This is a genomic window from Allobosea sp. GW821-FHT10B12, from assembly GCF_059415545.1.
In genome coordinates this window covers 43,655-68,728 of record NZ_JBWKNL010000009.1, presented here as the reverse complement: position 1 = coordinate 68,728, position 25,074 = coordinate 43,655, and the positions used below count along the sequence as shown (strand labels likewise).

General features: G+C 65.1%; 19 protein-coding genes and 1 tRNA gene. 12 read left to right on the top strand and 8 right to left on the bottom strand.

Going from position 1 to position 25,074, the window contains the following annotated elements:
• Nucleotides 1-8: 8 nt before the first annotated feature.
• A complete protein-coding gene (locus AC07O0_RS25260; RefSeq protein WP_494626816.1) occupies nucleotides 9-2,399 on the bottom strand; it encodes a xanthine dehydrogenase family protein molybdopterin-binding subunit in 2,391 nt (796 codons plus the stop codon).
• 217 nt (nucleotides 2,400-2,616) lie between these two features.
• On the opposite strand from AC07O0_RS25260, the gene AC07O0_RS25255 reads away from it, so the two are divergent.
• The 4 genes from AC07O0_RS25255 to AC07O0_RS25240 all read left to right on the top strand — a co-directional run bounded on the left by AC07O0_RS25255 (nucleotide 2,617) and on the right by AC07O0_RS25240 (nucleotide 9,262).
• Nucleotides 2,617-3,603 (top strand): cupin domain-containing protein, encoded by a 987-nt coding sequence (locus AC07O0_RS25255; protein WP_494626814.1) that lies wholly within the window; start codon nucleotides 2,617-2,619, stop codon nucleotides 3,601-3,603.
• A 327-nt stretch (nucleotides 3,604-3,930) separates the two neighbouring features.
• Nucleotides 3,931-5,307: a sigma-54-dependent transcriptional regulator gene (locus AC07O0_RS25250; RefSeq protein ID WP_494626812.1), complete on the top strand. Its 1,377-nt coding sequence runs from the start codon at nucleotides 3,931-3,933 to the stop codon at nucleotides 5,305-5,307.
• Nucleotides 5,300-7,321 (top strand): sensor histidine kinase, encoded by a 2,022-nt coding sequence (locus AC07O0_RS25245; RefSeq protein WP_494626810.1) that lies wholly within the window; start codon nucleotides 5,300-5,302, stop codon nucleotides 7,319-7,321. The genes AC07O0_RS25250 and AC07O0_RS25245 overlap by 8 nt, the downstream gene beginning before the upstream one ends.
• A 279-nt stretch (nucleotides 7,322-7,600) precedes the next feature.
• On the top strand, nucleotides 7,601-9,262 hold the full coding sequence (locus AC07O0_RS25240; protein ID WP_494626808.1) for an OFA family MFS transporter: 1,662 nt from the start codon (nucleotides 7,601-7,603) through the stop codon (nucleotides 9,260-9,262).
• A gap of 161 nt (nucleotides 9,263-9,423) precedes the next feature.
• On the opposite strand, the gene AC07O0_RS25235 is transcribed toward AC07O0_RS25240, so the two are convergent.
• Nucleotides 9,424-9,885, bottom strand: a complete 462-nt coding sequence (locus AC07O0_RS25235) for a hypothetical protein (RefSeq protein ID WP_494626806.1) — start codon at nucleotides 9,883-9,885, stop codon at nucleotides 9,424-9,426.
• 336 nt (nucleotides 9,886-10,221) lie between these two features.
• On the opposite strand from AC07O0_RS25235, the gene AC07O0_RS25230 reads away from it, so the two are divergent.
• Complete coding sequence (locus AC07O0_RS25230; protein WP_494626804.1) at nucleotides 10,222-11,259, top strand: L,D-transpeptidase family protein; 1,038 nt, start codon at nucleotides 10,222-10,224, stop codon at nucleotides 11,257-11,259.
• A gap of 178 nt (nucleotides 11,260-11,437) precedes the next feature.
• Here the strand turns inward: AC07O0_RS25230 and AC07O0_RS25225 are convergent, their stop codons facing one another.
• The gene (locus AC07O0_RS25225) at nucleotides 11,438-12,373 is read right to left on the bottom strand and encodes a pirin family protein (protein ID WP_494626802.1); all 936 of its coding nucleotides are present in this window, start codon (nucleotides 12,371-12,373) and stop codon (nucleotides 11,438-11,440) included.
• Between the two features lie 140 nt (nucleotides 12,374-12,513).
• On the bottom strand, nucleotides 12,514-13,407 hold the full coding sequence (locus AC07O0_RS25220; RefSeq protein ID WP_494626800.1) for a LysR family transcriptional regulator: 894 nt from the start codon (nucleotides 13,405-13,407) through the stop codon (nucleotides 12,514-12,516).
• 145 nt (nucleotides 13,408-13,552) lie between these two features.
• Here AC07O0_RS25220 and AC07O0_RS25215 point away from each other — a divergent pair, with 145 nt between their 5' ends.
• The 7 genes from AC07O0_RS25215 (at nucleotide 13,553) to AC07O0_RS25185 (ending at nucleotide 22,244) form a co-directional block, all read left to right on the top strand.
• Nucleotides 13,553-14,206: an isochorismatase family protein gene (locus AC07O0_RS25215; protein WP_494626798.1), complete on the top strand. Its 654-nt coding sequence runs from the start codon at nucleotides 13,553-13,555 to the stop codon at nucleotides 14,204-14,206.
• A 682-nt stretch (nucleotides 14,207-14,888) separates the two neighbouring features.
• Nucleotides 14,889-16,541: an ABC transporter substrate-binding protein gene (locus tag AC07O0_RS25210; protein ID WP_494626796.1), complete on the top strand. Its 1,653-nt coding sequence runs from the start codon at nucleotides 14,889-14,891 to the stop codon at nucleotides 16,539-16,541.
• A 203-nt stretch (nucleotides 16,542-16,744) separates the two neighbouring features.
• Nucleotides 16,745-18,343 (top strand): ABC transporter substrate-binding protein, encoded by a 1,599-nt coding sequence (locus AC07O0_RS25205; protein ID WP_494626795.1) that lies wholly within the window; start codon nucleotides 16,745-16,747, stop codon nucleotides 18,341-18,343.
• 27 nt (nucleotides 18,344-18,370) lie between these two features.
• Nucleotides 18,371-19,324 carry an ABC transporter permease gene (locus AC07O0_RS25200; RefSeq protein ID WP_494626793.1) on the top strand — a complete coding sequence of 318 codons (954 nt, stop codon included), beginning with the start codon at nucleotides 18,371-18,373 and terminating at the stop codon, nucleotides 19,322-19,324.
• Complete coding sequence (locus AC07O0_RS25195) at nucleotides 19,324-20,223, top strand: ABC transporter permease (RefSeq protein WP_494626791.1); 900 nt, start codon at nucleotides 19,324-19,326, stop codon at nucleotides 20,221-20,223. Before AC07O0_RS25200 ends, AC07O0_RS25195 begins: the two co-directional genes overlap by 1 nt.
• Before the next feature lie 3 nt (nucleotides 20,224-20,226).
• Complete coding sequence (locus tag AC07O0_RS25190) at nucleotides 20,227-21,267, top strand: ABC transporter ATP-binding protein (RefSeq protein WP_494626789.1); 1,041 nt, start codon at nucleotides 20,227-20,229, stop codon at nucleotides 21,265-21,267.
• On the top strand, nucleotides 21,264-22,244 hold the full coding sequence (locus AC07O0_RS25185; RefSeq protein WP_494626787.1) for an ABC transporter ATP-binding protein: 981 nt from the start codon (nucleotides 21,264-21,266) through the stop codon (nucleotides 22,242-22,244). The genes AC07O0_RS25190 and AC07O0_RS25185 overlap by 4 nt, the downstream gene beginning before the upstream one ends.
• Nucleotides 22,245-22,548: 304 nt before the next feature.
• Here AC07O0_RS25185 and AC07O0_RS25180 read toward each other — a convergent pair.
• From AC07O0_RS25180 to AC07O0_RS25165, 4 genes are all read right to left on the bottom strand, one after another.
• A tRNA-Pro gene (locus tag AC07O0_RS25180) sits at nucleotides 22,549-22,625 on the bottom strand.
• A gap of 248 nt (nucleotides 22,626-22,873) precedes the next feature.
• A complete protein-coding gene (locus tag AC07O0_RS25175) occupies nucleotides 22,874-23,062 on the bottom strand; it encodes a hypothetical protein (protein WP_494626785.1) in 189 nt (62 codons plus the stop codon).
• 84 nt (nucleotides 23,063-23,146) lie between these two features.
• Nucleotides 23,147-24,307, bottom strand: coding sequence for a patatin-like phospholipase family protein (locus tag AC07O0_RS25170; protein ID WP_494626783.1), 1,161 nt, complete (start codon nucleotides 24,305-24,307; stop codon nucleotides 23,147-23,149).
• Nucleotides 24,308-24,402: 95 nt separating this feature from the next.
• On the bottom strand, nucleotides 24,403-24,891 hold the full coding sequence (locus AC07O0_RS25165) for a DUF192 domain-containing protein (protein WP_494626781.1): 489 nt from the start codon (nucleotides 24,889-24,891) through the stop codon (nucleotides 24,403-24,405).
• Nucleotides 24,892-25,074: the final 183 nt, after the last annotated feature.

The following is a 25,074-nucleotide window of genomic DNA, read 5'->3' as shown; positions in this document are numbered from 1 at the left end:
GGACGGCGTCAAGCGGCCGTGGCCGACGAGCTGTCCTGGTCGGATCCGGTCCGTCCGGACCGGATTGCCCGCCAGACCGCCTGAGGTGTCGCAGGCATGTCCAGATGCGTGATGCCATATGGCGCCAGGGCATCGACGACTGCGTTCATGACCGACGGCAGGGAGCCGGCGCAGCCCGCTTCGCCGCATCCTTTGGCGCCGACGCGATTGTTCAGCGTCGGCACGCCCCGGTTCGCGAATGAGAAGAAGGGGACATCCGCCGCCCGAGGCAAGGCGTAGTCCATATAGGACCCCGTCATGAGCTGCCCGCTGTCATCAAACACCGTCCTCTCGAACAGCGCTTGCCCGATGCCCTGGACAACGCCGCCATGGAGTTGGCCCTCGACGATCATCGGGTTCACGACGGTTCCGAAGTCATTGATCATGACGTACCGCGCGACCTCGACATGCCCGGTCTCCGGATCAATCTCGACCTCGGCGACGTGACAGCCATTGGGATAGGCCGAGGGCGCGGACTTGAAGACATGATCGACGTCGAGCGATTGCGGCAGGTCCGGCGTGAGCGCGGCACCACCATGCAGCCTGGCCGCGATGTCCATGATCTCGATCGAGCGGTCGGTACCGATGATGGTGAACCGGCCGTTCGCGAACTCGATATCGGCGGCATTGGTCTCGAGGAAATGACCGGCGAGCAGCTTGCCCTTTTCGATGACCAGCTCGCTCGCCTCGATGATCGCCGAGCCGCTCGCCATGAGCGATTTCGAGCCGCCCGTGCCGCCGCCGGCAATCAGCCGATCGCTGTCACCCTGGACGAGCCGGATCCGCTCGAAGGGAACGCCGAGCTGGCTGGTGAGCAGCTGGGCGAAGGGTGTCCAATGTCCCTGACCGTAGTCGAGCGTGCCGGTGACGATGCTCACGCTCCCGTCCGGTTCGAAATGGATCCCGCCCATCTCGTTCGTCGGTGGCGCGGTCACCTCGAGATAGCAGCCGATGCCGCGCCCGCGCAGCAAGCCCGCCTTCCGGCTCGCCCTCAATCGCGCGGCATATCCCTTCCAATCCGATGCCTCGAGGGCTCGCTCGAACAGCGCCGGGAAATCGCCGCTGTCGTAGACCGTCCCGACCGGCGTGGCCCAGGGCAGCTTGGCAGGCGGGATCAGGTTGCGCCGCCGCAGGCTCGCGCTGTCGACGCCCATATCGCGGGCGGCCGTATCGATCAGGCGCTCCATGAAGTAGTTGCCCTCCGGGCGCCCCGCGCCGCGATAGGCGCCGATCGGCGGGGTGTTCGTCACCGCACAACGCGTCCGGACCTCGACGAGCGGTGTCCGATACATGCCGACGGAGTTCTTCCCGATGTTCGCCGTCGGCATCATGGCTCCGACGGGAGTGAGATAGGCGCCCATGTTGGCGACGCCGGTGAAGCGCGTGGCGAGGAAGCGACCGCGCGCGTCGAGGGCCAGCTCGGCCTCGAAAACCATGTCGCGCCCATGATGATCCGAGACGAAGCTCTCGGATCGTTGATCGGTCCATTTGACCGGCCGCTTCAACATGCGGGCTGCGTGGAGGAGAACGACGTATTCGGGAAACACGGAGGCCTTCATGCCGAACGAGCCGCCGACATGACCTGTCACCAGATGCATCTCGGCCGGCTTCACCCCCATGGCCGCGGCCAGGTTGTTGCGCATGCCGAAGGCGCCCTGGCTTGGAGCCTGCAGCGTGTAGCGCTTCGACTTGCCATCAAAGCTCGCAATGGCGCTGCGTGGCTCGATCGGGTTGACCACGACACGGTTGTTGACGATCCGCACCCGGGCGATGTGCGCGGCTTCGGCGAAGGCCGCAGCGACCTTCTCGCCGTCGCCGGACTGGAAATCGACGATCAGATTGCCGGCGACATCATCATAAAGTAGCGGGGCGTCGGTCCTTAGCGCCTGCTCGGCATCGGTGACGGCAGGCAGGACGTCGATGTCGAGCCTGATCGTCTCGGCAGCGTTGCGGGCCTGATCGGCGGTGCGGGCGACCACCATCGCAACCGGGTCGCCGACGAAGCGGACCTTGTCGGCCGCGAGCGCCGCCCGCTGGGGCCTTCTCATCGCCGCGCCATCGCGGCCTGGCACAGCGATCGGCGTCACGATCGCGTTGTAGCCGTGGCCGTCGAGGTCCGCCGCGGTGTAGATCGCGACAACGCCCTTCATCGATCGCGCCTCTGCCGTATCCACGGCCCGCAGATGGCCATGCGCATGAGGACTGCGGACAAAAGCCGCGAAGAGTTGTCTCTCGAGGTTCAGGTCGTCTGTATAGCGTCCGCGCCCTTGCACGAGGATCGCATCCTCCTGGCGCGGCACGGGCTGTCCTATGCCAACCGAGGCCATGGTGTGGCTGCCAGCGGAAACGTGAGAGTTCATCGAGGACCGGCCCTGTGAACGAAAAGGAGACCAGCCCCTTGATAGGGCGGGCCTCCGATCCGCTCAAAGAGCGCCGGCTGCAGCCCCGCCAAGCGTACAGCGGTTGCTAAACTCGCAGACTGAGCCAGCATACTCGCGGATGCATGACGGCTCATGGCCGCGCAGCCTGGACAAACGGAACGGAACAGGTGTTCTGATGGGCCTTCGCTTCATTTTCATGCTCACGCGGAACGACCGGACGGTCAGCGATGCGCTGGACCAGCTTCGGACGGCTCTGGCGCTCGGCGTTCGGCATATCGGTTTCAAGGATATCGGCCTGCCGCTCGAGGAGCTGAAGGCCCTCAAGACAGCGATCAAGGCTGGTGGCGCGACCGCTTATCTGGAGGTGGTTTCGCTCGATCGCGACAGCGAGATCGCATCGGCGAAGGCCGCGGTCGAGATCGGCATCGACGTTCTGCTCGGTGGCACGAGGGTCGACGACGTGCTGCCGATCATCGCGGGCACGACGATCCAGTACTGCCCGTTCCCCGGCACGATCTCCGGGCATCCGAGTGTCCTGGAGGGCAGCATCGACGACATCGTCGCCAGCGCGAGGGCGTTGGCTGCACGCGACGGCGTGCACGGGCTCGATCTGCTGGCCTATCGTTCCCATGAGAATGTTCCGGCGCTCATCGAAGCCGTCTGCTCGGCGGTGGCGAAGCCTGTCTATGTGGCCGGATCGATCGACACGCCGGGCCGCATCTCGGCTTTGAAGGAGGCAGGGGCGGCTGGCTTCACGATCGGCACGGCCGCCCTCGACGGAAAGTATCCGGCCCTCGGCACGGATGTGCCGAGCCAGCTTGCTACGATCATCCGCGACGTCGCGACGCTGAACAGGCACATCTCGCCGTTTCACAAGGAGAACCTGAACAGCGCCTTCGGCCGTTTTTCCGATAGCTGGCCCCCTCAGGTCGCTGCAGGCGTCAACAATCTCCAGATCAAGCTTGCCAAGTTCGAGGGCGAGGTTGGCTGGCATTTCAACAGCCGCGAGGACGAGGTGTTCTTCGTGCACAAGGGGCGCTTGCTGATGAAGTTCCGCGACCGCGACGAGATCATCGCAGAAGGCGAGTTCATCATTGTGCCGCATGGCGTCGAACGTTGCCCGACGGCTCTGGAGAAGACCTGCGAAGTCGTCCTACTCGAGATCGGCACGACGAGAGGTTGAAGATTTCGCGTGAGCGCAGGGTCGATCGCCAAGATGATTTGCCCGACAAGCCTCCCGACTGAGGGTGCCAACGTCGCGACCAGTCTCTTCGATGCGCTGCATTGTCTCCAAGTTTGGCCTGGGAAAGCCATCCTGCCGACGCGACGTCTCTCGGAGATGCGTTGGGAAGGACGCGGAATTTCGAAACATCCAGGCGCGCCTTTCCCAGGCTGAATATGCAACTGGTTGCATCGCCACGCATCCGGCTCGATGATCCATGCTCCGCGCTGTACAGACAGCGCCAGAAAGCAAGAATCGGACTTCAGGTCGGGAAACGTGGCGATTGACGTGGAGAGGGCCCCTGCCCTGGCCTTGCAGGATCCGGAATTCGGCCCATGGCTGGCGCAAGCCTCGATCCTCGTCGTCGACGACGAGCCAGGAATGCGCAACTTCCTGCTGCGTATCCTCGGGCCGCGCTGCAAGCGGATCGAGGAGGCGGCCGATGTCGACGAAGCTGCGCGCAAGCTCGACGCCCAGCATTTCGACGTCGTCATCCTCGACAACATCATGCCGCGCAAGAACGGCGTCGACTGGCTGGCCGAACAGCGCGCCACCGGCTTCTTCTCCGATGTCATCCTGATCACCGCCTATGCCGATCTCGATACGGCGATCCAGGCGCTGAGGGCCGGCGTCGTCGATTTCGTCTTGAAGCCGTTCCGCTCGAACCAGATCCTCAACGCGGTCGCGCGCTGTCTCGACCGGGTCCGGCTCCAGCGCGAGAACATCGTGCTCAGGCACGAATTGCGCTCGACCTCGGATCACATCCTGCTGCGCGACAGGCTGATCGGAAACTCGAATGTCATCGCCCATGTCCGCGAGACCATCGCGCGCGTCGCGCCGCTGCCATCCTCGGTGCTGATCACCGGCGAATCCGGCACCGGAAAGGAGGTCGCGGCCCGTTCTCTGCATGCCCTGTCCGACCGCGCCGACAAGCCCTTCGTGCCGGTGAACTGCGCCGCGATTCCGGCGGACATGATCGAGAGCGAGCTGTTCGGCCATATGAAGGGTGCCTTCACCGGCGCCAACGCCTCGCGCGAAGGGCTTTTCCTGCACGCACGTGGCGGCACGCTCTTCCTCGATGAGATCGGCGAACTACCGCCGGCGACGCAGAGCAAGCTCCTGCGTGTGCTGGAGGACAAGCGCGTCCGGCCACTCGGTTCCGAGCGCGAGGTGCCGATCGACCTGCGCTTCGTCTTCGCGACCAATGCAGAGCTCGAAGCCGATGTCAGGCGTGGGCGTTTCCGGGCCGATCTGTTCTACCGGATCAACGTGATGCAGCTGCAGCTCCCGCCGCTCCGCGACCGCGGCGACGACGTGCAGGAGCTGGCGACGCTGTTCATGCGCCGGCTGTCGCAGCAGCTGAAAATGCCGCAGGTGCCGATCGATGCCGGGATACGCGCTGCGCTGGCGCGCTACCGGTGGCCTGGCAATGTGCGCGAGCTGCGCAACCTGATCGAGCGCACGCTGATCCTCGGCAAGTTCCCGCAGGATTTCGGCGGCCGGGCGACGCAGCAATCCGGTGCAGAGGAAAGCCTCGACGAGGTCGAGCGCCGGCATATCCTCGCTATGCTGCAGGAGACGGGGGGCGACCGCAACGACGCGGCCAGGCGGCTCGGCGTCTCGCGCAAGACCATCGACAGGAAGTGCGCGGCCTGGAATGTCTGACGCCGTCATCCAGGCGCCAGCCCGGCGCGGGCGCTCGGTCCGCTACCGCCTGCTGGCGATCGCGCTGCTGCCGTTCCTCGTCGTCGTGCCGCTGCTGCTGGCGCTCGTCATCGGGCGCCTCAACACCAAGTTCGACGCACTGCTGATCACCAAGGTCAATGGCGACCTCACCATCGCGCATCAGTATTTCGCCCGCATCCTTGAGAACACCAGCGACCATGTCCGCGCACTCGGCGACTCGGCGGCATTCCGGAGCGTCGCGGCCGAGAACGCCACGACCAAGCTGGCTGACTGGCTGGAGTCGAGTCGCAAGGAACTCGGCCTTGATTTCCTGAACCTCCTCGAAGACGACGGCAAGCTGCTCGCCACGGCGCCTCAGACCAACGAGGCGCACTCGCGCAGGGACTGGCCGGTCATCGTCTCCGCCATGGCCGGGACGCCGTCAACGGCGGTCGATATCTTCAGCGCCGCTGAGCTTGCCGCGATTTCGCCGGCGCTCGCCGAGCGCGCCAGGGTCGAGCTGGTCCCGACAGCCAATGCCGTGCCGACCGAGAAGGCGGCCGAGACGCGAGGCATGGTCGTGCATTCGGCGAGCCCGGTCCAGCTCGCGGACGGGCGCCGCGCAGTGCTTGTCGGCGGCATCCTGCTCAACCAGAATCTCGTCTTCATCGATACGATCAACGACCTCGTCTATCGCCAGGCGAGCCTACCGGAAGGCAGCCAGGGCACCGCGACGCTCTTCCTCGACGATGTCCGCATCAGCACCAATGTCCGCCTGTTCGAGGGGCGGCGCGCCTTGGGAACGCGCGTTTCGGCCGCCGTGCGGCAGACAGTGCTGGGCGACGGGCGGACCTGGCTCGACTCCGCCTTCGTCGTCAACGACTGGTACATCTCGGCCTATGAGCCGATCAGCGACAGTTATGGCAGGCGCGTCGGCATGCTCTATGTCGGCTTCCTCGAGACGCCGTTCCGGCAGGAGAAGCTGATCACGCTGGCGACGATCGTCGGCGCCTTCCTGCTCGTTACGGCCCTCAGCGTGCCGATTTTCCTGCGCTGGGCCCGGGCGATCTTCAAGCCGCTGGAGCAGATGACCGACACGATCTCGAGGGTCGAAGGGGGTGATCTCGACGCCCGCACCAGCCTGCCCGCGGCGCGCGACGAGATCGGCCGTGTCGCGACCCATCTCGACGAGCTGCTCGACCGGTTGCAGGCGCGCGACCGGCAATTGCGCGGCTGGAACGAGGAGCTGAACAAGCGCGTCGCCGAGCGGACAAGCGAGCTGGAGGCAGCCAACAAGGAGCTGGAACTCACCACCAAGCAGCTGATCATGTCGGAGAAGCTTGCGGCGATCGGCGAGATCACCGCCGGCGTCGCCCATGAGATCAACAATCCGGTCGCGGTGATCCAGGGCAATCTCGACGTGGTCCGGCAGGTGCTCGGCAGCCAGGTGCAGCTCGCCAGCACAGAGTTCCGGTTGATCGACGAGCAGATCCATCGCATCGAGGACATCGTCACCCGCCTGCTGCAATTCGCACGGCCGGAGGAATTCGCCGGCTATGTCGAGCGCCACGCACCGCGCGAGGTGATCGAGCATTGCCTGCCGCTGGTCCAGCATCTGCTCAACCGGGCCGAGATCGACATCGTCGAGGACCATCGCGCCACCGGCCTCGTCCTGATGAACCGCACCGAACTCCTGCAGGTGCTGGTCAACCTGATCGTCAACGCGATTCATGCCATGCCGTCCGGCGGCACCCTGACGCTGCGCGATTTTGACGAGGAGCGGCACGGCACGCCCGGCATCGTGATCGAGGTCGCCGATACTGGCATCGGCATGGACGCCGAGACGCTGGCGCGCATCTTCGATCCCTTCTTCACCACCAAGAGCCGGGAAGGCACGGGGCTGGGCCTGTCGATCAGCCAGAAACTGATCCTGCGCCAGGGCGGGGCGATCAGTGCAGAAAGCGAGCCGGGGGGCGGCACACGCTTCGCGATCTGGTTGCCGCAGTCGCTTTAGCCCGGACATTTTGTCCGGCAGGTTGGACAAAATGTCCAAGACCTATATCGTTTAGAACCATAACTGTTTGAAAATATTAGGCAGACGCTCTCGGCATGACCCTTGCGCTCTGATCGGCAAGATCGATCGAGCGATAGGGGGAGCCGAACGGGGGCGTTTCGTCATGCGGGCCATCGGGCCGTGCGTGACAGGGCCGGCGCCTGAGCGCAGCGGCCATTCCAATCAACCAGAACCAGAAACTGAGGAGCTGCCGGGATCGGCGGCCAGGAGGAACGATTCATGTCCACTGCGACAGGGACCTTTGACGAGGGCGGCACGGCTGCCGGGATTCTCGATCGCGAGCGCACCATCGCGAAAGCAGGCTTCAACCGCTGGCTGGTGCCGCCGGCAGCGCTCTGCATCCATCTGTGCATCGGCATGGCCTATGGCTTCAGCGTGTTCTGGCTGCCACTCGGCCAGGCTATCGGCATCAGCAAGCCCGTCGCCTGCGCGGCCGATGTCGGCTTGATCAGCTCGTTGTTCACCACGAGCTGTGACTGGAAGGTCGCCGATCTCGGCTGGATCTACACGCTGTTCTTCGTGCTGCTCGGCTCGTCCGCGGCCATCTGGGGCGGCTGGCTCGAACGGGTCGGCCCGCGCAAGGCCGCTTTTGTCTCGACGATGTGCTGGTGCGGCGGCCTGCTGATCTCGGCTTTCGGGATCTACACCCACCAACTCTGGCTGATGTGGCTCGGCTCCGGTGTCATCGGCGGCATCGGCCTCGGTCTTGGTTACATCTCGCCGGTCTCGACCCTGGTGAAATGGTTCCCGGATCGGCGCGGCATGGCGACCGGCATGGCGATCATGGGCTTTGGCGGCGGCGCGATGATCGGCTCGCCGCTCGCCGACATGCTGATGAACTATTTCAGGACCCCGACCTCGGTCGGCGTCTGGCAAACCTTCGTCGTGATGGCCGGCATCTACTTCGTCTTCATGATGGCCGGCACGTTCGGCTACCGCATCCCGCCGGCCAACTGGCGCCCGGAAGGCTGGACCCCGTCGGCGACGCAGAACGCGATGATCACCTCAGGCCACGTCCATCTCAAGGATGCGCACAAGACCCCGCAGTTCTGGCTGATCTGGTCGGTGCTCTGCCTCAATGTCTCCGCCGGCATCGGCGTGCTCGGCATGGCTTCGCCGATGCTGCAGGAGATCTTCGCGGGATCGCTGATCGGCAGGCCAGAGATCGGCTTCGCCGCGCTCGACGCCCAGCAGAAGGTGCAGGTCGCCACCATCGCGGCGGCCTTCGTCGGCCTGCTCTCGCTGTTCAACATCGGCGGTCGCTTCTTCTGGGCCTCGCTCTCGGACAAGCTCGGCCGCAAGCTGACCTATGCGACCTTCTTTGTCCTCGGCATTGCGCTTTATGCGCTTTCGCCCTGGGCGGCCCATGCCGGGTCGCTGGCGCTGTTCGTCACCTTCTTCTGCGTCATCCTGTCGATGTATGGCGGCGGCTTCGCCACCGTGCCCGCCTATCTCGCCGACATGTTCGGCACCCAGTTCGTCGGCGCGATCCATGGCAGGCTGCTGACCGCCTGGTCGACGGCCGGCATCGTCGGTCCGGTCGTGGTGAACTATATCCGCGAGGCACAGATCGCCGCCGGCGTGCCGCGGGCGCAGGTCTATGACCGGACGATGTACATCCTCGCCGGCTTCCTGGTGCTCGGCTTCATCTGCAACCTGCTGGTCCGTCCGGTGGCGACGCGCTGGTTCATGAAGGATGCCGAAATCGCCGCGTTGCAGGCCAAGAGCGCCAATGCCAATGCGACGACGCATTACGGATCCTTCGGTATCGGCAAGGGCGGCTTCGACGCTGCGGCCGCGCTGGCTTGGGCCGTCGTCGCCATTCCCATCGCCTGGGGCGTCTGGATCACCCTGTCCAAGTCGCTCGCCCTATTCCGCTGAGGCGAGGTGTGGCCTAGCTCCACGGAGCCCAAGGTCGCATGCCTCGGCGCAAGCTCGAGGCATGCCTTCTTTGCGCGGGGGCGAAGCTCTTCAGCCGATCCGCATGTCCTGAACTGCGGCGATGGCCCGTTGCGGACACTCCAGATGTCCACAATGGGCCACTAGCGGACCATCGGCCCCGCCATGGAAACCTCCATCAAGCCGTCTTGTGTGCGGGCCCAAATCGAGCAGCCCTCTCCTGAAAATTTCAGCTCTTCCCCTGTTTCGAATGCCCGAGCCAAGCGCGATCTGATGTCCTTATTCGGGGAACGATCAGCAAGATGGGCTATGAAGATCCTGGCCAAACTGTCCTTGTCCGCCTTTTGGCTGGCGGATGCGCTCAGCACGGCCAAGTATCCAGGCACATAACCGGGCACGGCAACCGAACTGGTTGATAGAGACCGATCCTTGACGAGGCACTGGATGCCCTCGTTTTCGTAATGGCATCGTTCCCGGTAAGGTTCGAATACTGCGGTGATTGCAGCAATCGCGGCTTTGGCATCCCGGATCGCAACTTCGCACGCCAACAGATGCCCAGGAAAGAAGCTCAGAACCAGTGCCGCAGCAATTCTGATCGAACGCACTGGCACGTCTCCCGGCAATGACACAACCAACGGTAGATGGCTTCCACTAAGCCCGCAATGTGTCAGAAGCCGACATCGGCCGAGCCGCTAAACCTTCGCCTCGTCTGCCTTGTCGCGCAGTCCCTTGAACGAGGAGTGACGCAGCTTGTGGTCATGCGTCCGGTCGCGATACGCGGCCCTGGCCGTGAGCTGGCTTCAAGACCGAAGCTGCAGGCATTCTCCAGGAGTTCGCTGCCGTCTGTTTGCTGATGGGAGCAGTGCAGGCTCCCTGCTCGCTTGGAAGATCTGCAACGAGCGAGCTGCCCTATCCCAAAAGAATCGCCGCGGAACCCCAGGATGCTGCGCCGCGTTTGCGATGCACATTTCCCGCGAAAGGGCCTGGTGCTCGTGCTTGAACCTCTCAGACTCCGGGCTGGCTTGATATGCTGTTTCCTGGCGTTCGCGATCGGAAACGCGCAAGCGCTTACCGTTGATGAGGTCAACAATGCCGCCCCTCCCGCCCCACCGAAGCGCAAGCTGGTCCGACCGAGCGCATCGATTGTGAAGACGCAGGTCCTGCTGGCGCGCCAAGGTATCTCGCCCGGCGAGATCGACGGCATGGACGGCGATAACTACCGCAAAGCGGTCAGCCAGTTCCGCCGCCGCGAAAATCTCGGCGATGGTGAGAACATCGATGCAGCGACGTGGAAAGCGTTAGGTGGCGGCACCAGCGCGGACATCGTATCCAACTACAGCCTGACCCGGGAGGATACCCGATACGTCTTCTCCAGGCGGATACCTCACGACTATGCTCGCCAGGCGCGCATGAAGCGCCTCGGCTACAAGACACCCGGCGAAATGTTCGCCGAGCGGTTCCATATGAGCGAGGGTCTGTTGAAGGCACTCAATCGGGGGGCTCGCTATCGCAAACGCGGCGAAACGCTGCATGTCATCTCACTAGGGCAAGCGCGTCCGCCCATCGATGTGAAGCTGATCGAGGCCGACAAAACACTCGGTGTGGTGCGCGCTCTCGACGCGACAGGAAAGACGATTGCGAGCTATCCTGCCACCATCGGCAGCGACGACAGCCCCTCGCCGGACGGCGAACATCAGGTCGTTCGCGTGGTGGGAAACCCCACTTACCACTATGACCCGGTCAAGAATTTCCAGCAGGGCAAGAACAAGCGCCGGCTGGTGCTGCCGAAGGGGCCCAATAATCCGGTCGGTACGATCTGGATCGAGCTCTCGAAGCCGACCTTCGGCATTCATGGCACGCCAGAGCCATCCCGAATTAGTAAGGCCTCCTCGCATGGCTGCATCCGCCTCACGAATTGGGACGCCGAGGAATTGGCGCAGATGGTGAAGCCAGGAACCATCGTTCGCTTCGTCGAATAGTGTTTTGCGGCCGCCACGATGAGCGCGGACATGGTTTTTCCTTTCAGGGAATGCAGGCGCACTCAGGCACGAATGAAGCCCAGGACAGCGGCGTTGAAACGTTCGATCTCGGTCTCGGCGAGCCCGCGCGATCAGCCGGGATAGACCTCTAGGGTCGCATTCGGGAGGAGAACGTGGTTCAATCCGGGAGAGGAATGTGCTCGTCCCGGTCGTCGACCGGGAGGTCGAAGCGTCCCTTGCCCCAGTTCTGCGCGCGCCACTCGGCCTTGGCTTCCTCGATGCGCTCCTTGGAGGAGGCGACGAAGTTCCACCAGATGTAACGTGGTCCGCCCAGAGTGGCGCCGCCGAGGATCATCAGCCGCGCGCCCCTGGCGCCGGCCGCGACAGTGATCCTGTCGCGGGGGCGGAAGACCATCATCTGGGGAGCCTCGTATTCCTGGCCTGCGATCGAGATCGAGCCCTCGACGATGTAGATGCCCCTGTCCTCGTGATTGTCCGGCATCGGCAGCCGGCTTCCCGCTTCGAGCCCGACATCGGCGTAGAACGTCTCCGAGAACATCGTCGCCGGCGCGCGCTCGCCATAGGCGTGTCCAAGGATGAGCCTGACGGAGACGCCGCGGTCCTCAATGACCGGCAACGCCTCCTTGCCGTGATGCTCGAAGGTAGGCGCGATGTCCTCATGGCTTTCGGGCAAGGCCACCCAGGTCTGGATGCCGAACAGGCTGTTCGGCCCGCTTCGGCTGGCTGCGGAGGTACGCTCCGAATGGGAGACGCCGCGCCCGGCGACCATCCAGTTCAGCGCGCCGGGGCGGATGATCTGGTCGGCCCCGGTACTGTCCCGATGATGGAAATCGCCGCGGAACAGGTAGGTTACGGTGCCAAGACCGATATGCGGGTGCGGCCGGACGTCGATACCCTGGCCGGTCAACAGCTCAGCCGGCCCGGCCTGGTCGAAGAAGATGAACGGCCCGACCATCTGCCGCTTCGGCGCCGGCAAGGCGCGCCGGACCTCGAAGCCACCGAGGTCCCGGGCGCGCGGAACGATCAGGGTCTCGATCGCGTCGATGCCGACCTCGTCGGGGCAGCCCGGTTCGATGGCTGGGTTCCAACTCATGCGCGTCGCTCCTGGCTGCGGCCTCTACGGACGGTCGACCTAGCGAGCCGCCGCTCTCGCGACTAGCCGCGAAACGCGTCCAGCTGTGTCGCGAAAAGCGGAACGCAGAGGACCGATGCGAGGCCTCCGCGGCTCACCTGCTAGCGACGCGCTCCCCCAAAGCGCGGATCGTGTTCGAGCAACTCGATCAGCAATTCGGTGAGGACTCGAATCTTCCGTTCGGGATGCTGGCCCGGTGGGCGCACGACGTAGGCGCCTGATGGTGGCAGCGGGTAGCGAGGCATGACCGGAACAAGCGCACCGGAGGCCACATGCTCGTAGATAATGCAGTCGGGAAGGCGGGCGATGCCCAGTCCTGCCACCGCGGCGACGGCGAGCGCCGTGCCGTTATCGGCCTTGAAATGTCCTCTGGGCTGCACGACGACGATCTCGTCGCCGTCCATGAACCGCCAGGCTTCGGTACCCTGCATCAGGGCTTGATGGGAAAGGAGATCATCCGGCGTCTCAGGTGAACCATGGACCTTGATATAGTCCGGGCTTGCGACCAGCGTTCCTTGGATCGGCCCGACGCGCCTGGCGACCAGATTAGAATCCCGGAGGGTGCCAACCCGGATCGCGCAATCGAAGCCTTCCGCGACGAGATCGACAAAGCGATCGCTGTAGGAAGCGTGGATGTGGAGTTGCGGGTGCCGTCGCGACATCTCCGCGAGCATGGGCGTAAAATGCGTCGGGCCGAATGTGAGCGGCATGGCGATCCGCAGACGGCCGCGCAGGTCGCCGTCCGGCACGATCGTTTCCCTGGCGGTATCGATCTCGAGGCAAGCCCTGGCTGCATAATCCCGGAACAACGCCCCGGCTTCCGTCAGCGCAGCGCCGCGGGTGGTTCGCGCGACAAGCTGCACGCCGACATCTGCTTCGAGGCGGATCAGTCGTCGGCTGACGATGGATTTGGAGATGCCAAGCCGGCGCGCGGCAGCCGAAACGCCCCCGGCATCCGCAATCTCGACGAATGTCTGCAGATCCTCGATTTCCAAGTCCGCGTTCCTATTTATGCGACACAGCTTCGCGCTCAGCGGCACTACCGTAACGCTTGAGGGAACGGCAGAACAAGGCGGCGTGCTCCGAAGGAATCGCCTCGGAACACGCTGAGCTCACCGACGACATCAGAAAAGGATAGTCATGACCTTTCGCAACGGCCTGAAGTCGCTTCTTCGCCCAGACGATTCTGTCCTCGTCCTGATCGACCACCAGCCTTTCCAGCTCACGAACCTGAACAGCCACGACCCGCATATGGCGGTCAACAATGCGGCAGCTCTGGCCAAGGCCGCCAAGACCTTTCGTGTCCCGACCATTCTCACGAGCGTGATCGCTGACCGAGGCGGTCTCATCTTCCCGCAGATCACCGACGTCTTCCCAGGCCAGGAGGTGATCGACCGGACATTGATCAACACCTGGGAGGACCGGAAGGTCGTGGACGCGGTCAAGGCGACCGGGCGCAAGCAGCTGATCATCGCAGGCCTGTACACGGAGATCTGCGTCGCAATGCCCGCGATTCAGGCTGCCGGCGAAGGTTGGGATGTGACGGTGATCACGGACGCCTGCGGCGCTGTGTCGGTCGAGGCCCATCAGGTGGCGATCCAGCGCATGATCGCGGCTGGCTGCAACATGATGACATGGCTGGCGCTTGCGTCCGAATGGCAGCGCGATCATGCGCGAACCGAGACCGGCGCTGCATTCGTTGAGCTCCTCAAGGATCATATGGCCGGCAGCGGCATCGCGTTCCTGTGGGAGCAGCAGCTGCTCAACACGCCGGTGCCGAGCGCCGCTGGCTGACCAAACCGGGATGGCGAGAAGCGGCGAGATGCGTTGCGAGACGGCGGAGCTGATGTCGCGGCTCGCCATCCCCGAAGAGAACACTGACGATGTCGCCAGGTCATGTCGACATCGACGAGGCTGCTGAGGATATTCGTCGGCGCGCCCCTGCGGACTTCCCTGGCTGTGCTACGGCCCGAGGGACGACGGGCTTTAGTCGGCAACGCTGGTGGATCAAACCCTCAACTCGATCTCTGGCCTGCGCTTTACAGAAACCAGTCGCTCCTCGGTGTGTACATGGGGACGCCGTTCGAACAGCCGGGTGTCTATCAAACGGTTTCCACAATGCTGTACCGGGCGGCCAGAGGGGAACTCGACGTTATCGTGGATTGCACCTTCCCGCTCGCGGCGGCTGCCGAAGCGCGTGCCCAAGCGCAAGACGCCTGTCTCGGACACGTCGTTCTGACTCCATAACGGACGAAAAATACCGCAGATCGGTTTCGCAGACGGCATGCGCCAATAGCGAACCTTGGTACGGGTCCCCGCAGCGGACATTCCGAAGAGATGCTTCAGGTTGGTTTCGGGCTGCGGCGAACGCCTTCTTTCTCTTTGCTCGTCGCGGCCATCCGGGCAATGGCATGCCCGTTGCTAGTCCCTCCCCGATCCGTGCGAACCAACGCCGGGCCTCGAGGGGAGCACCGTCATGTCATCCACTTCCATCACGCGCGCCGTCATGCTGGCGCTGGGGTTCTCGACCGCGCTCGCGGGTGCCGCGCTGGCGCAGGAGAAAGTCCTGCGCATCGGCATGACCGCCGCCGATATCCCGCGCACCCATGGCCAGCCGGACCAGGGCTTTGAGGGCAACCGCTTCACCGGCATTCCGATGTATGACGGGCTGACCAACTGGGACCTGTCCTCATCCGACAAGGCCAGCGTCGTCATCCCCGGCCTCGCCACCGAATGGGCGGTCGATGCCGGCGACAAGACCAAATGGGTGTTCAAGCTCAGGCCTGGCGTGAAGTTCCAGGATGGCGCGGCCTTCGATGCCGCTGCAGTGGTCTGGAATGTCGAAAAGGTGCTCAACAAAGAGGCAGCGCATTTTGCTGCCGATCAGGTGGGCGTCACCGTCTCGCGCATGCCGACCCTCAAGGCGGCCAAGGCGATCGATCCGCTCACCGTCGAGCTCACCACCTCAGAGCCCGACGCCTTCCTGCCGATCAACCTGACCAATCTCTACATGGCTTCGCCGGCGCACTGGGCCGCCAAGCTCGCCGCCGTGCCCGCCTCGGTGACCGATGCCGCCGAGCGCTCCAAGCAGGCCTGGGTCGCCTTCTCGGCCGACCCGTCCGGCACCGGCCCGTTCAAGGGCACGCGCCTCGTGCCGCGCGAGCGCTTCGAGATGGTGGCCAACAAGGACTATTGGGACAAGGCGCGCACGCCGAAGGTCGACCGGGTCGTCCTGCTGCCGCTGCCGGAGGCGAATGCCCGCACCGCTGCCCTGCTTTCCGGCCAGGTCGACTGGATCGAGGCGCCGGCGCCCGACGCCGTGCCGCAGATCCAGAGCCGCGGCTTCAAGGTCTACACCAACGCCCAGCCGCATGTCTGGCCCTGGCAGCTCTCCTTCGCCGAGGGCTCGGTCTGGCTCGACAAGAAGGTGCGTCATGCCGCCAATCTCTGCGTCAATCGCGAGGAGCTGAAGACGCTGCTCGGCGGACTGATGGAGGTGCCGAAGGGCACGGTGCCGCCCGGCCATCCCTGGTGGGGCAATCCGAAATTCGAGATCAAATACGATCTCGATGCCGCCAGGAAGCTGATGACCGAAGCCGGCTTCTCGGCCTCCAAGCCGGCGAAGGTCAAGGTGCTGACCTCGGCCTCGGGCTCCGGCCAGATGCAGCCGCTGCCGATGAACGAGTTCATGCAGCAGGCCCTGAAGGACTGCTACTTCGACGTCGCGCTCGAGGTCGGCGAGTGGAACGCGGTCTTCACCAACTGGCGCGAGGGCGCCAAGCACGCCAATGCCCGCGGCGCCAACGCCACCAATGTCACCTATGCGGCGATGGACCCGTTCTTCGCCATGGTCCGCTTCGTCTCGACCAAGACCTTCCCGCCGGTCTCCAACAACTGGGGCTATTTCGGCAATGACGAGTTCGACAAGCTGATCGCCGACGCCCGCACCTCCTTCGATGGCACGGCGCGCGACGCGGCGCTGGCCAAGCTCCATGCCCGCATCGTCGAGGAAGCGCCCTTCGTCTGGGTGGCGCACGATGTCGGCCCGCGCGCGATGAGCGCCAAGGTCAAGGGCGTGGTCCAGCCCAAGAGCTGGTTCATCGACCTCGCGCCGATGTCGATGGAGTGACGAGGCCACAGGCCTGCCCCCTCCTCGTCATGGTCGGGCTCGTCCCGACCATCCACGTCTTCCTTCGACGAGTGCGGTGTTCAAGACGTGGATGCTCGCCGCAAGGGCGAGCATGACGGCGAGGCGCCGGCGTCCTTTCAGCCGTCAACATGGCACGGCCCTTGCTGAGCCGGTTCAGAACCCTTCCAGATCAAAGGTGCCCGATGGTCCGCACTGCCCTGGCCCTCTCGCTCGCCGCCGGCGTCGCGCTCTTCGCCCAGCCGGCGCTGGCGCAAGGCACGCTGCGTATCGGCATGACCGCCTCGGACATTCCGCTGACCACCGGCCAGACCGATCAGGGCGGCGAAGGCATGCGGTTCATGGGCTATACGGTCTATGACGCGTTGATCAACTGGGACCTTTCCAGCGCCGACAAGCCCTCCGACCTCAAGCCTGGCCTCGCCACGGCCTGGGCGGTCGACGCCAACGACAAGACCAAATGGACCTTCACTTTGCGTGAGGGCGTGAAGTTCCATGACGGCTCCGAATTCACCGCCGAGGCCGTGGTCTGGAACCTCGACAAGCTGCTCAAGAACGACAGCCCGCAATTCGACCAGCGCCAGGCGGCGCAGGGCCGCTCGCGCATCCCGGCGGTCGCCGCCTACAAGGTGATCGACAAGTACAAGGTCGAGATCACCACAAAATCGCCCGATGCGACGCTGCCCTACCAGCTCGCCTGGGTCATGATCTCGTCGCCCGCGCAGTGGGAGAAGCTCGGCAGGAACTGGGAAGCCTTCGCCAGGACGCCGTCCGGCACCGGCCCGTGGCAGCTCACTGCCTTCCAGCCGCGCGAGCGGGCCGAGCTCTCGCCGTTCAAGGACTATTGGGACAAGGCGCGCGTCCCCAAGCTCGACAAGCTCGTGCTGCTGCCGCTGCCGGAGCCGAATGCGCGCGCCGCCGCGCTGCGCTCCGGCCAGGTCGACTGGATCGAGGCGCCAGCGCCCGATCTCGTCGAGTCGCTGAAGGGTGCCGGCTACAAGATCGTCACCAACGCCTATCCGCACAACTGGACCTGGCATCTCTCGCGCGTCGAGGGCTCGCCCTGGAACGACATCCGTGTGCGCAAGGCCGCCAATCTCGCCATCGACCGCGACGGGCTGAAGGAACTGCTCGGCGGCATGATGATCCCGGCCGAAGGCTTCTATCCGCCCGGTCACCAATGGTTCGGCAAGCCGAGCTTCAAGCTGAAATACGACCCGGCGGCGGCGAAGAAGCTGCTCGCCGAGGCCGGCTACTCCCCGGCCAAGCCGCTCCAGACCCGCATCCTGATCTCGCCCTCCGGCTCGGGCCAGATGCAGCCGCTGCCGATGAACGAGTTCGTCCAGCAGAATCTCGCCGAGGTCGGCATCAAGGTCGATTTCGAGGTGGTCGAGTGGAACACGCTGATCAACATCTGGCGCGCTGGCGCCAGCCATGACTCGTCGCGCAAGGCGACGGGGATGAACTACACCTATTTCATCCAGGACCCGTTCACCGGCTTCATCCGCCACCTGCAATGCGATCTGAAGCCGCCGGCGGGCACCAATTGGGGCATCTATTGCGACCCCGAGATGGACAAGCTCTTCGACCAGATCCGCACCACCTTCGATCCGGCCGAGCAGACGAAGATCCTGCAGAAGACGCATGAGAAATACGTCGACGACGCGCTCTTCCTGATGGTGACGCATGACGTCAACCCGCGCGCGCTGTCTCCGAAGGTCAAGGGCTTCGTCCAGGCGCAGAACTGGTTCCAGGACTTCTCGCCGATCTCGATGGACAAGTGAGGCGGCGATGAAAGCGCAGCGCCGACCATGCTGACCTATCTCGCCAAGCGCATCCTCTACGTCCTGCCCGTGGCGCTCGGCGTCAGCCTGTTCTGCTTCCTGCTCGTGCATATCGCTCCGGGCGATCCGCTGACCTCGGTGCTGCCGCCCGACGCCTCCCAGCAGATGCAGGAGGAGATCAGGAAGCTCTACGGCTTCGACCGGCCGCTGCCGGTGCAGTTCGGGCTCTGGCTCTGGAAGGCGGTGCAGGGCGATCTCGGCACCTCGATCGCGACCGGGCGGGCGGTCGCCGCCGAGGTCTGGCGCGCGGTCGGCAACACCTTGCTGATCGCCTGCCTCGCCACCGTGATCGGCTTCGTGCTCGGCTGCTTCTTCGGCTTCGTCGCCGGCTATTTCCGCGGCTCCTTCCTCGACAAGTTCGCCTCGCTGCTCGCCGTCCTCGGCGTCTCGGTCCCGCACTACTGGCTCGGCATGGTGCTGGTCATCGTCTTCTCGGTGCAGCTCGGCTGGCTGCCGCCGGGCGGCGCCGGCCCTGGCGGCTCGGCCGCCTGGAAATGGGACTGGGAGCATGTCAGCCACATGATCCTGCCGGCGGTCACCATGTCGGTGATCCCGATGGGCATCATCTCGCGCACGGTCCGCGCGCTCGTCGCCGATATCCTGAACCAGGAGTTCGTGCCGGCGCTGCGGGCCAAGGGGCTGATGGATTTCGGCGTCTTCCGCCATGTCGTGAAGAATGCTGCGCCGACCGCGCTCGCTGTGATGGGCCTTCAGCTCGGCTACCTCCTCGGCGGCTCGATCCTGATCGAGACGGTGTTCTCCTGGCCGGGCACCGGTTTCCTGCTCGGCAACGCCATCTTCCAGCGCGACCTGCCGCTGCTGCAGGGCACGATCCTGGTGCTCGCCATGTTCTTCGTCGGCCTCAACGTCCTCGTCGACATCGTCCAGGGCCTGCTCGACCCGCGCGTGAGGAGACGCTGATGAGTGCAGTGACCTCCCCGGCCGCAGCACCGGCAGCGGCAATACCCCAGCCGGTACGCTCTCCCGGCTACTGGTCCGGCGTCTTCAGGCGCTTCCGCAAGGACAAGGTCGCGGTCGGCGCCGGCCTCGTCGTGCTGGCGATCATCCTGATGGCGGTCTTCGCCGATTATATCGCCCCGGCCGATCCAACCCGTTCCTCGATGCTGCGGCGCCTGCGTCCGATCGGCACGCCGGGCTACCCGCTCGGTGCAGACGAGCTCGGCCGTGACATGCTCTCGCGCCTGATCCACGGCGCCAGGCTGTCGCTGTTCATGGGCGTGGTGCCGGTCTTCATCGCCTTCGGCTTCGGCTCGCTGATCGGGGTCGCTGCCGGCTTCTTCGGCGGCAAGTTCAACACGATCACGATGCGCACCGTCGACATCTTCTACGCCTTCCCCTCGGTGCTGCTGGCGATCGCGCTGTCGGGAGCATTGGGGGCCGGTATCTTCAACTCGCTGCTCTCGCTCACCATCGTCTTCATCCCGCCGATCGCCCGCATCGCCGAGAGCGTGACGACGCAGGTCCGGTCGATGGATTATGTCGAGGCAGCGCGCGCCTCCGGGGCCGGCTCTGGCACCATCATCCGCGTGCACGTGCTCGGCAACGTGCTCGGGCCGATCTTCGTCTACGCCACCAGCCTGATCTCGGTCTCGATGATCCTGGCCTCGGGCCTGTCCTTCCTCGGCCTCGGCACCAAGCCGCCGACGCCGGAATGGGGCCTGATGCTGAACACGCTGCGCACCGCGATCTATGTCCAGCCCTGGGTCGCCGCTTTGCCGGGCGTCGCGATCTTCATCACCTCGATCTCCTTCAACCTGCTGTCGGACGGGCTGCGCTCGGCCATGGACGTGAAAGGCTGACCCATGTCGCTCTCGCTCCATGCCGAAGACGGACTCGACCGCGGCGGCGCCGGCACCCCGCTGCTCGAGGCGCGGACGCTGACCAAGCATTTCCCGCTCGGGCGCGGCGCGGTGGTGCGCGCGGTCGACGGCGTCGACTTCACGGTGATGAAGGGCGAGACGCTGGGCGTCGTCGGCGAATCCGGCTGCGGCAAGTCGACGACGGCGCGCGTCGTGATGCAGCTGATCCCGCAGGACAAGGGCCAGATGCTGTTCGACGGCGAGGCCGTCGGCAGCAGCGCGCTGTCGCTGAAGGATTATCGCCGCCAGGCGCAGATGGTCTTCCAGGATTCCTTCGCCTCGCTCAACCCGCGCCTCACCATCGAGGATTCGATCGCTTTCGGCCCGACCGTGCACGGCGTCCCGAAGTCCGGCGCGATCCTGCGGGCCCGCGACCTGCTCGCCCGCGTCGGGCTCGACCCAGCCCGCTTCGCGGCGCGCTATCCGCACGAGCTCTCCGGCGGCCAGCGCCAGCGCGTCAACATCGCCCGCGCGCTGGCGCTCGGGCCACGCCTCGTCATCCTCGACGAGGCCGTCTCGGCGCTCGACAAATCGGTCGAGGCGCAGGTGCTCAACCTGCTGATGGACCTGCGCGAGGAGTTCGGGCTGACCTACATCTTCATCAGCCACGACCTCAACGTCGTCCGCTTCATCAGCGACCGCGTCATGGTGATGTATCTCGGCGAGGTCGTGGAGATCGGGCCGGTCGAGGAGCTCTATGACGATCCGCGCCACCCCTATACGCGGGCACTGCTCTCGGCGATGCCGTCGATGGACCCGGACAACCGGACGATGGAGGCGCCGCTCGCCGGTGATCCGCCGAACCCGATCAACCCGCCCGAAGGCTGCCGCTTCCATCCGCGCTGCCCGCAGGCGCAGACGGTGTGCTCCAAGGCCAAGCCGGCATTGACCCCGGTCGGCAGCGGCGAGCGGCTTGCCGCCTGCCACATGGAAATCCCCGGCTCCGGCCATAGCCGCGCGCCCGTGCTGGAGGATGCCGCATGACTTCTCCGCTCGTCGCGATGGAGAACGTCACCGTGCGCTTCAAGGGCGCGCAGACCGTGCATGCGGTTAACGGCGTCTCGCTGACGCTTGAACCCGGCAAGGTGCTAGGCATCCTCGGCGAGTCCGGCTCGGGCAAGAGCGTGACGCTGAAGACGCTGCTGCGCCTCCTGCCGGAGAGCCGCACCGAGATCGGCGGCAAGGTCATGGTCGACGGCAAGGACGTGCTGGCGCTCGGCCCGCAGGAACTCTCCGACTATCGCGGCGCCGTCACCTCGATGATCTTCCAGGATCCGGCGCTGGCGCTCGACCCGGTCTACACGGTCGGCGAGCAGATCGCCGAAGCGATCATGCGCCATGAGAAGCTCTCGGCGAAGCAGGCGATGGCACGCGCGCTCGAACTGCTCGAGCTGGTGCGCATCCCCTCCCCCGAACGGCGCCTCAAGGCCTATCCGCACGAGATGTCCGGCGGCATGCGCCAGCGCGCCATGATCGCGCTCGCGCTCGCCGCCCGCCCGAAGCTACTGCTCGCCGACGAACCGACGACGGCGCTCGACGCAACCGTGCAGATCCAGATCCTGCTGCTGCTGCGCCAGCTCCAGCGCGATCTCGGCATGGGCGTGATCTTCGTCACCCACGACATCGGCGTCGCGGTCGAGGTCTCGGACCGGCTCGCAGTGATGTATGCCGGGCAGATCGTCGAGACCGGCACGGTTCGCGAACTGCTCAAGGACCCACGCCACCCCTATACCCGCGGCCTCCTCGCGGCGAACCTACACGGGGCGAAGAAGGGCGAGCGGCTGGAGGCCATCCCCGGCGCGCCGCCGCCATTGAACGAGGCGCCCTCCTCCTGCTCCTTCGCGCCGCGCTGCAAGCAGGCGGAGGATGCCTGCCGGACGGCCTTGCCTCCGGCAGTGGCGCTCGGCGAAGGCCGGCTCGTGCGCTGCGTCCGGGTGGAAACCGCGCTCGCTCCGGCCTGATTGTCGGTCGCGCAGGACGCATCGGGAAGCGCGCAATTGTTCAGGCAATCTCGTTGCCGCGAGAGGCAGAAGACGTTCCGGATCTCACGGAAGCTTTAATTCTAGGCCCACTTGAAAAAGCTCGATTAAAACAACGTTCCGAATCAGAATCCAAGACGGCCACAAGACCTAAGCTAGAGCATGTCCAGCACGAAAGAATTCTGAATACTCGAGATGCCTCTCCACAGAGAGGCTAGCTAGCCTTGCCGGCGACCGAGGGCAAAACGAATCGCTTCCCGCGCCCTACTGCACTCGATCATCAAGGTGGTCGGGGCGACACGGTTCGAACGTGCGACCTGATGCTCCCAAAGCATCCGCTCTACCAGGCTGAGCTACGCCCCGATGTTACGCAAACTGTTAGCTTTCACACAGCTAACCCATTCAATCTCCGGGCCTGATATGCACGCCGGAGGGAACAACTCCCAAAGCAGATGCGCTACCGGGCTGCGCTATACCCCGCCGCCTCGCAAGTGCAATCAATCACTCGCAAATCGGTTCCGCCAGCCATCTCCGAGCCGGCGGATGCGGAACGCAATATCACCAACCGCCCGCTTTGGGAACACGCAGTTCCAATGGGATCGACGACTGTCTCAGCCCAGCGCCTCACGCTGCTTCAAAAGCTCGTTGAGCAGGTCCTGCTGCTCGTTGAGCCGGTTGGCGAGGCTCTCCTCGACGGCAGCGCCGGACGCACCAGTCGCCTGCTCCATCAGCTCGGAAATGTTCCTGCGGACAATCGCGATTCGGTCGTCCAGCTCCGCCCGCTCAGCACTTCCCGGCATGTCCTGGTCTCCGTCCTGCCGCCCACGGCGCGATCATAGCTGTATCGAGGACGCTAGGCGACCGCTCGCAATGGCGATTGCCCGTCAGAGCGCCGGTTCCCCGCGACTGGCCGATGCCGCACGTTCCGCTGCGCTTGAGCGTCCCGGCAAGGTTTCGTCAGGCGACGATGGCGCTGACGACGCCCCGAAGATTCGCGTGCCTGCCGCCTGCCCCGCCTCGAACAAAGGGCGCATCTCGTCAGGATCGAAGCGCAGCGGATCCGTCGCCTCCGGTACCGTCTCGGGCAGCGCGACCAGCCTAAACCGCGCTCCCGCCGCCGCAGCCTTGGCCTGCGCCTCCTGCACCGAGCTGTAGAGCAATTGCCGGATGAGCTGGGAGACGCCGCGGCGGGCCAGAGCCAGCGTCGTCGCAGCCGAGCTACTGACGGCGGCGTCACGGCTGACATGACCGTTGGCGAGCACCCATATCATGCTGCCGCGCCCTGTCCTGCCGAGCATGAAGCTCTCGAATGGCACCGGCGCCTTGACGCCGCCGTCGCTGTGGATCGAAACCGCGCCGCTTCGGCTGTCGCGAATGCGCACCGGCTCGACGAGGCCCGGCACCGCAGCCGAGGCGACGAGGATGTCGACGTAGTGGCCGCGCCGATCCCCATCGGAGGCGGCGATCGCGCCCATGTCCCAGAACATGGACTTGCCCGCCGTCATGTCCGTGGTCGCGACATAGAGGCGACGGCCCTTACGATGCTCGGCCGCAACCTGATCCAGCATGTCGTCGCTGATCAGTTCCAGCAGCAGGCGGCGCAATGGCGCCGGATCGTAGAGGCCGGTGCCAACCAGGGTCTTCAAGCCGTTGGAGCGAAAGACGTCGCGCGTCCGTGTCGTGGTGTAGACCCGCTCCAGCAGATGGTCCGAGGCCGGGCCGAGGAACGCCGCAGTCGCCTGCAGCGCGCCTGTCGAGGTCCCGGTAACGACATCGAAGACAGGACGCCTGCCACTCCGGGACCAGGCCTGGAGCACGCCAGCCCCGAAGGCGCCGTCGGCGCCGCCGCTGGTCAGGACCAGGACATTGCGGACCGGCGCCCGCCTGGCCGGTTCAACCTGCGACGAGGCGGTGGAGACGTAGCGCCCGGCACTGACGACCGGCGCGCCGGCGTCGAGAACGATGTCGCCCTGGCGGCAGGCAGATAGGGCGAGCAGAGCCAACACGGCCGAACGTCGCAAGAGCGCCCTCGTCCAGTCCGCCATTGACAGCCTCCGAGAGCGATCATCTTGACAACGTCAGGATGCGGTTGTCCGAAGCAATTGCGGCTGCGATGTGACAGGTCGCGGAGCGATGCCGCTCAGCGCTTGAATAGTGGGTGCTCGACCTTGTCGCCCGGCTTGATCCCGAGCTTCTCGGCGATGCCTGCATTGACCTCGAGCACCGAGAGCACCGGCTCGCCGGAGGGAATGGTCCGGGTCGAGAGCGGCTCGGCCCGCTCGGCGACGCGGGCGACCGTGCCGTCGGCGCGGATGAAGAGCATGTCGAGCGAGATGTAGGTGTTTTGCATCCACATCGCGACCGGCTCGACCTGCTTGAAGTCGAAGAGCATGCCGCGATCGGCCGGCATGAACTGGCGGTGCATCAGCCCACGCGCCCGCTGGTCCGGCGTGCGCATCACCTCGACCTGGAAAGCGTGGCGGCCCGAGGCGGTCACGATGGTGAGCGGCTCGAGGCCGGCCGCGGGCGCATTCTGCGCCTCCGCCGGCTTCGGCACGACCGTAAGGACACCCAGGGCCAGCGCGACGACGGAGGCCAAGCGCAGGAAACGTTCCACAACAGACATCATCGCGCCTCGCGCCAGACAAGCCACCCTGACGCCAGCCTTGCCGTGGCCTCGTGGCGGTTATGCGGCCAATGGCACGAAGCGGTACCGTTTCGTCAAGCTTTTCGCCCAACTCGCGCCTGCGCCATCTTTCTTTCGTCATCGCCTTGCGGCAGGGTCGGCGCCGACTTCCGGCCAAGGACGGGT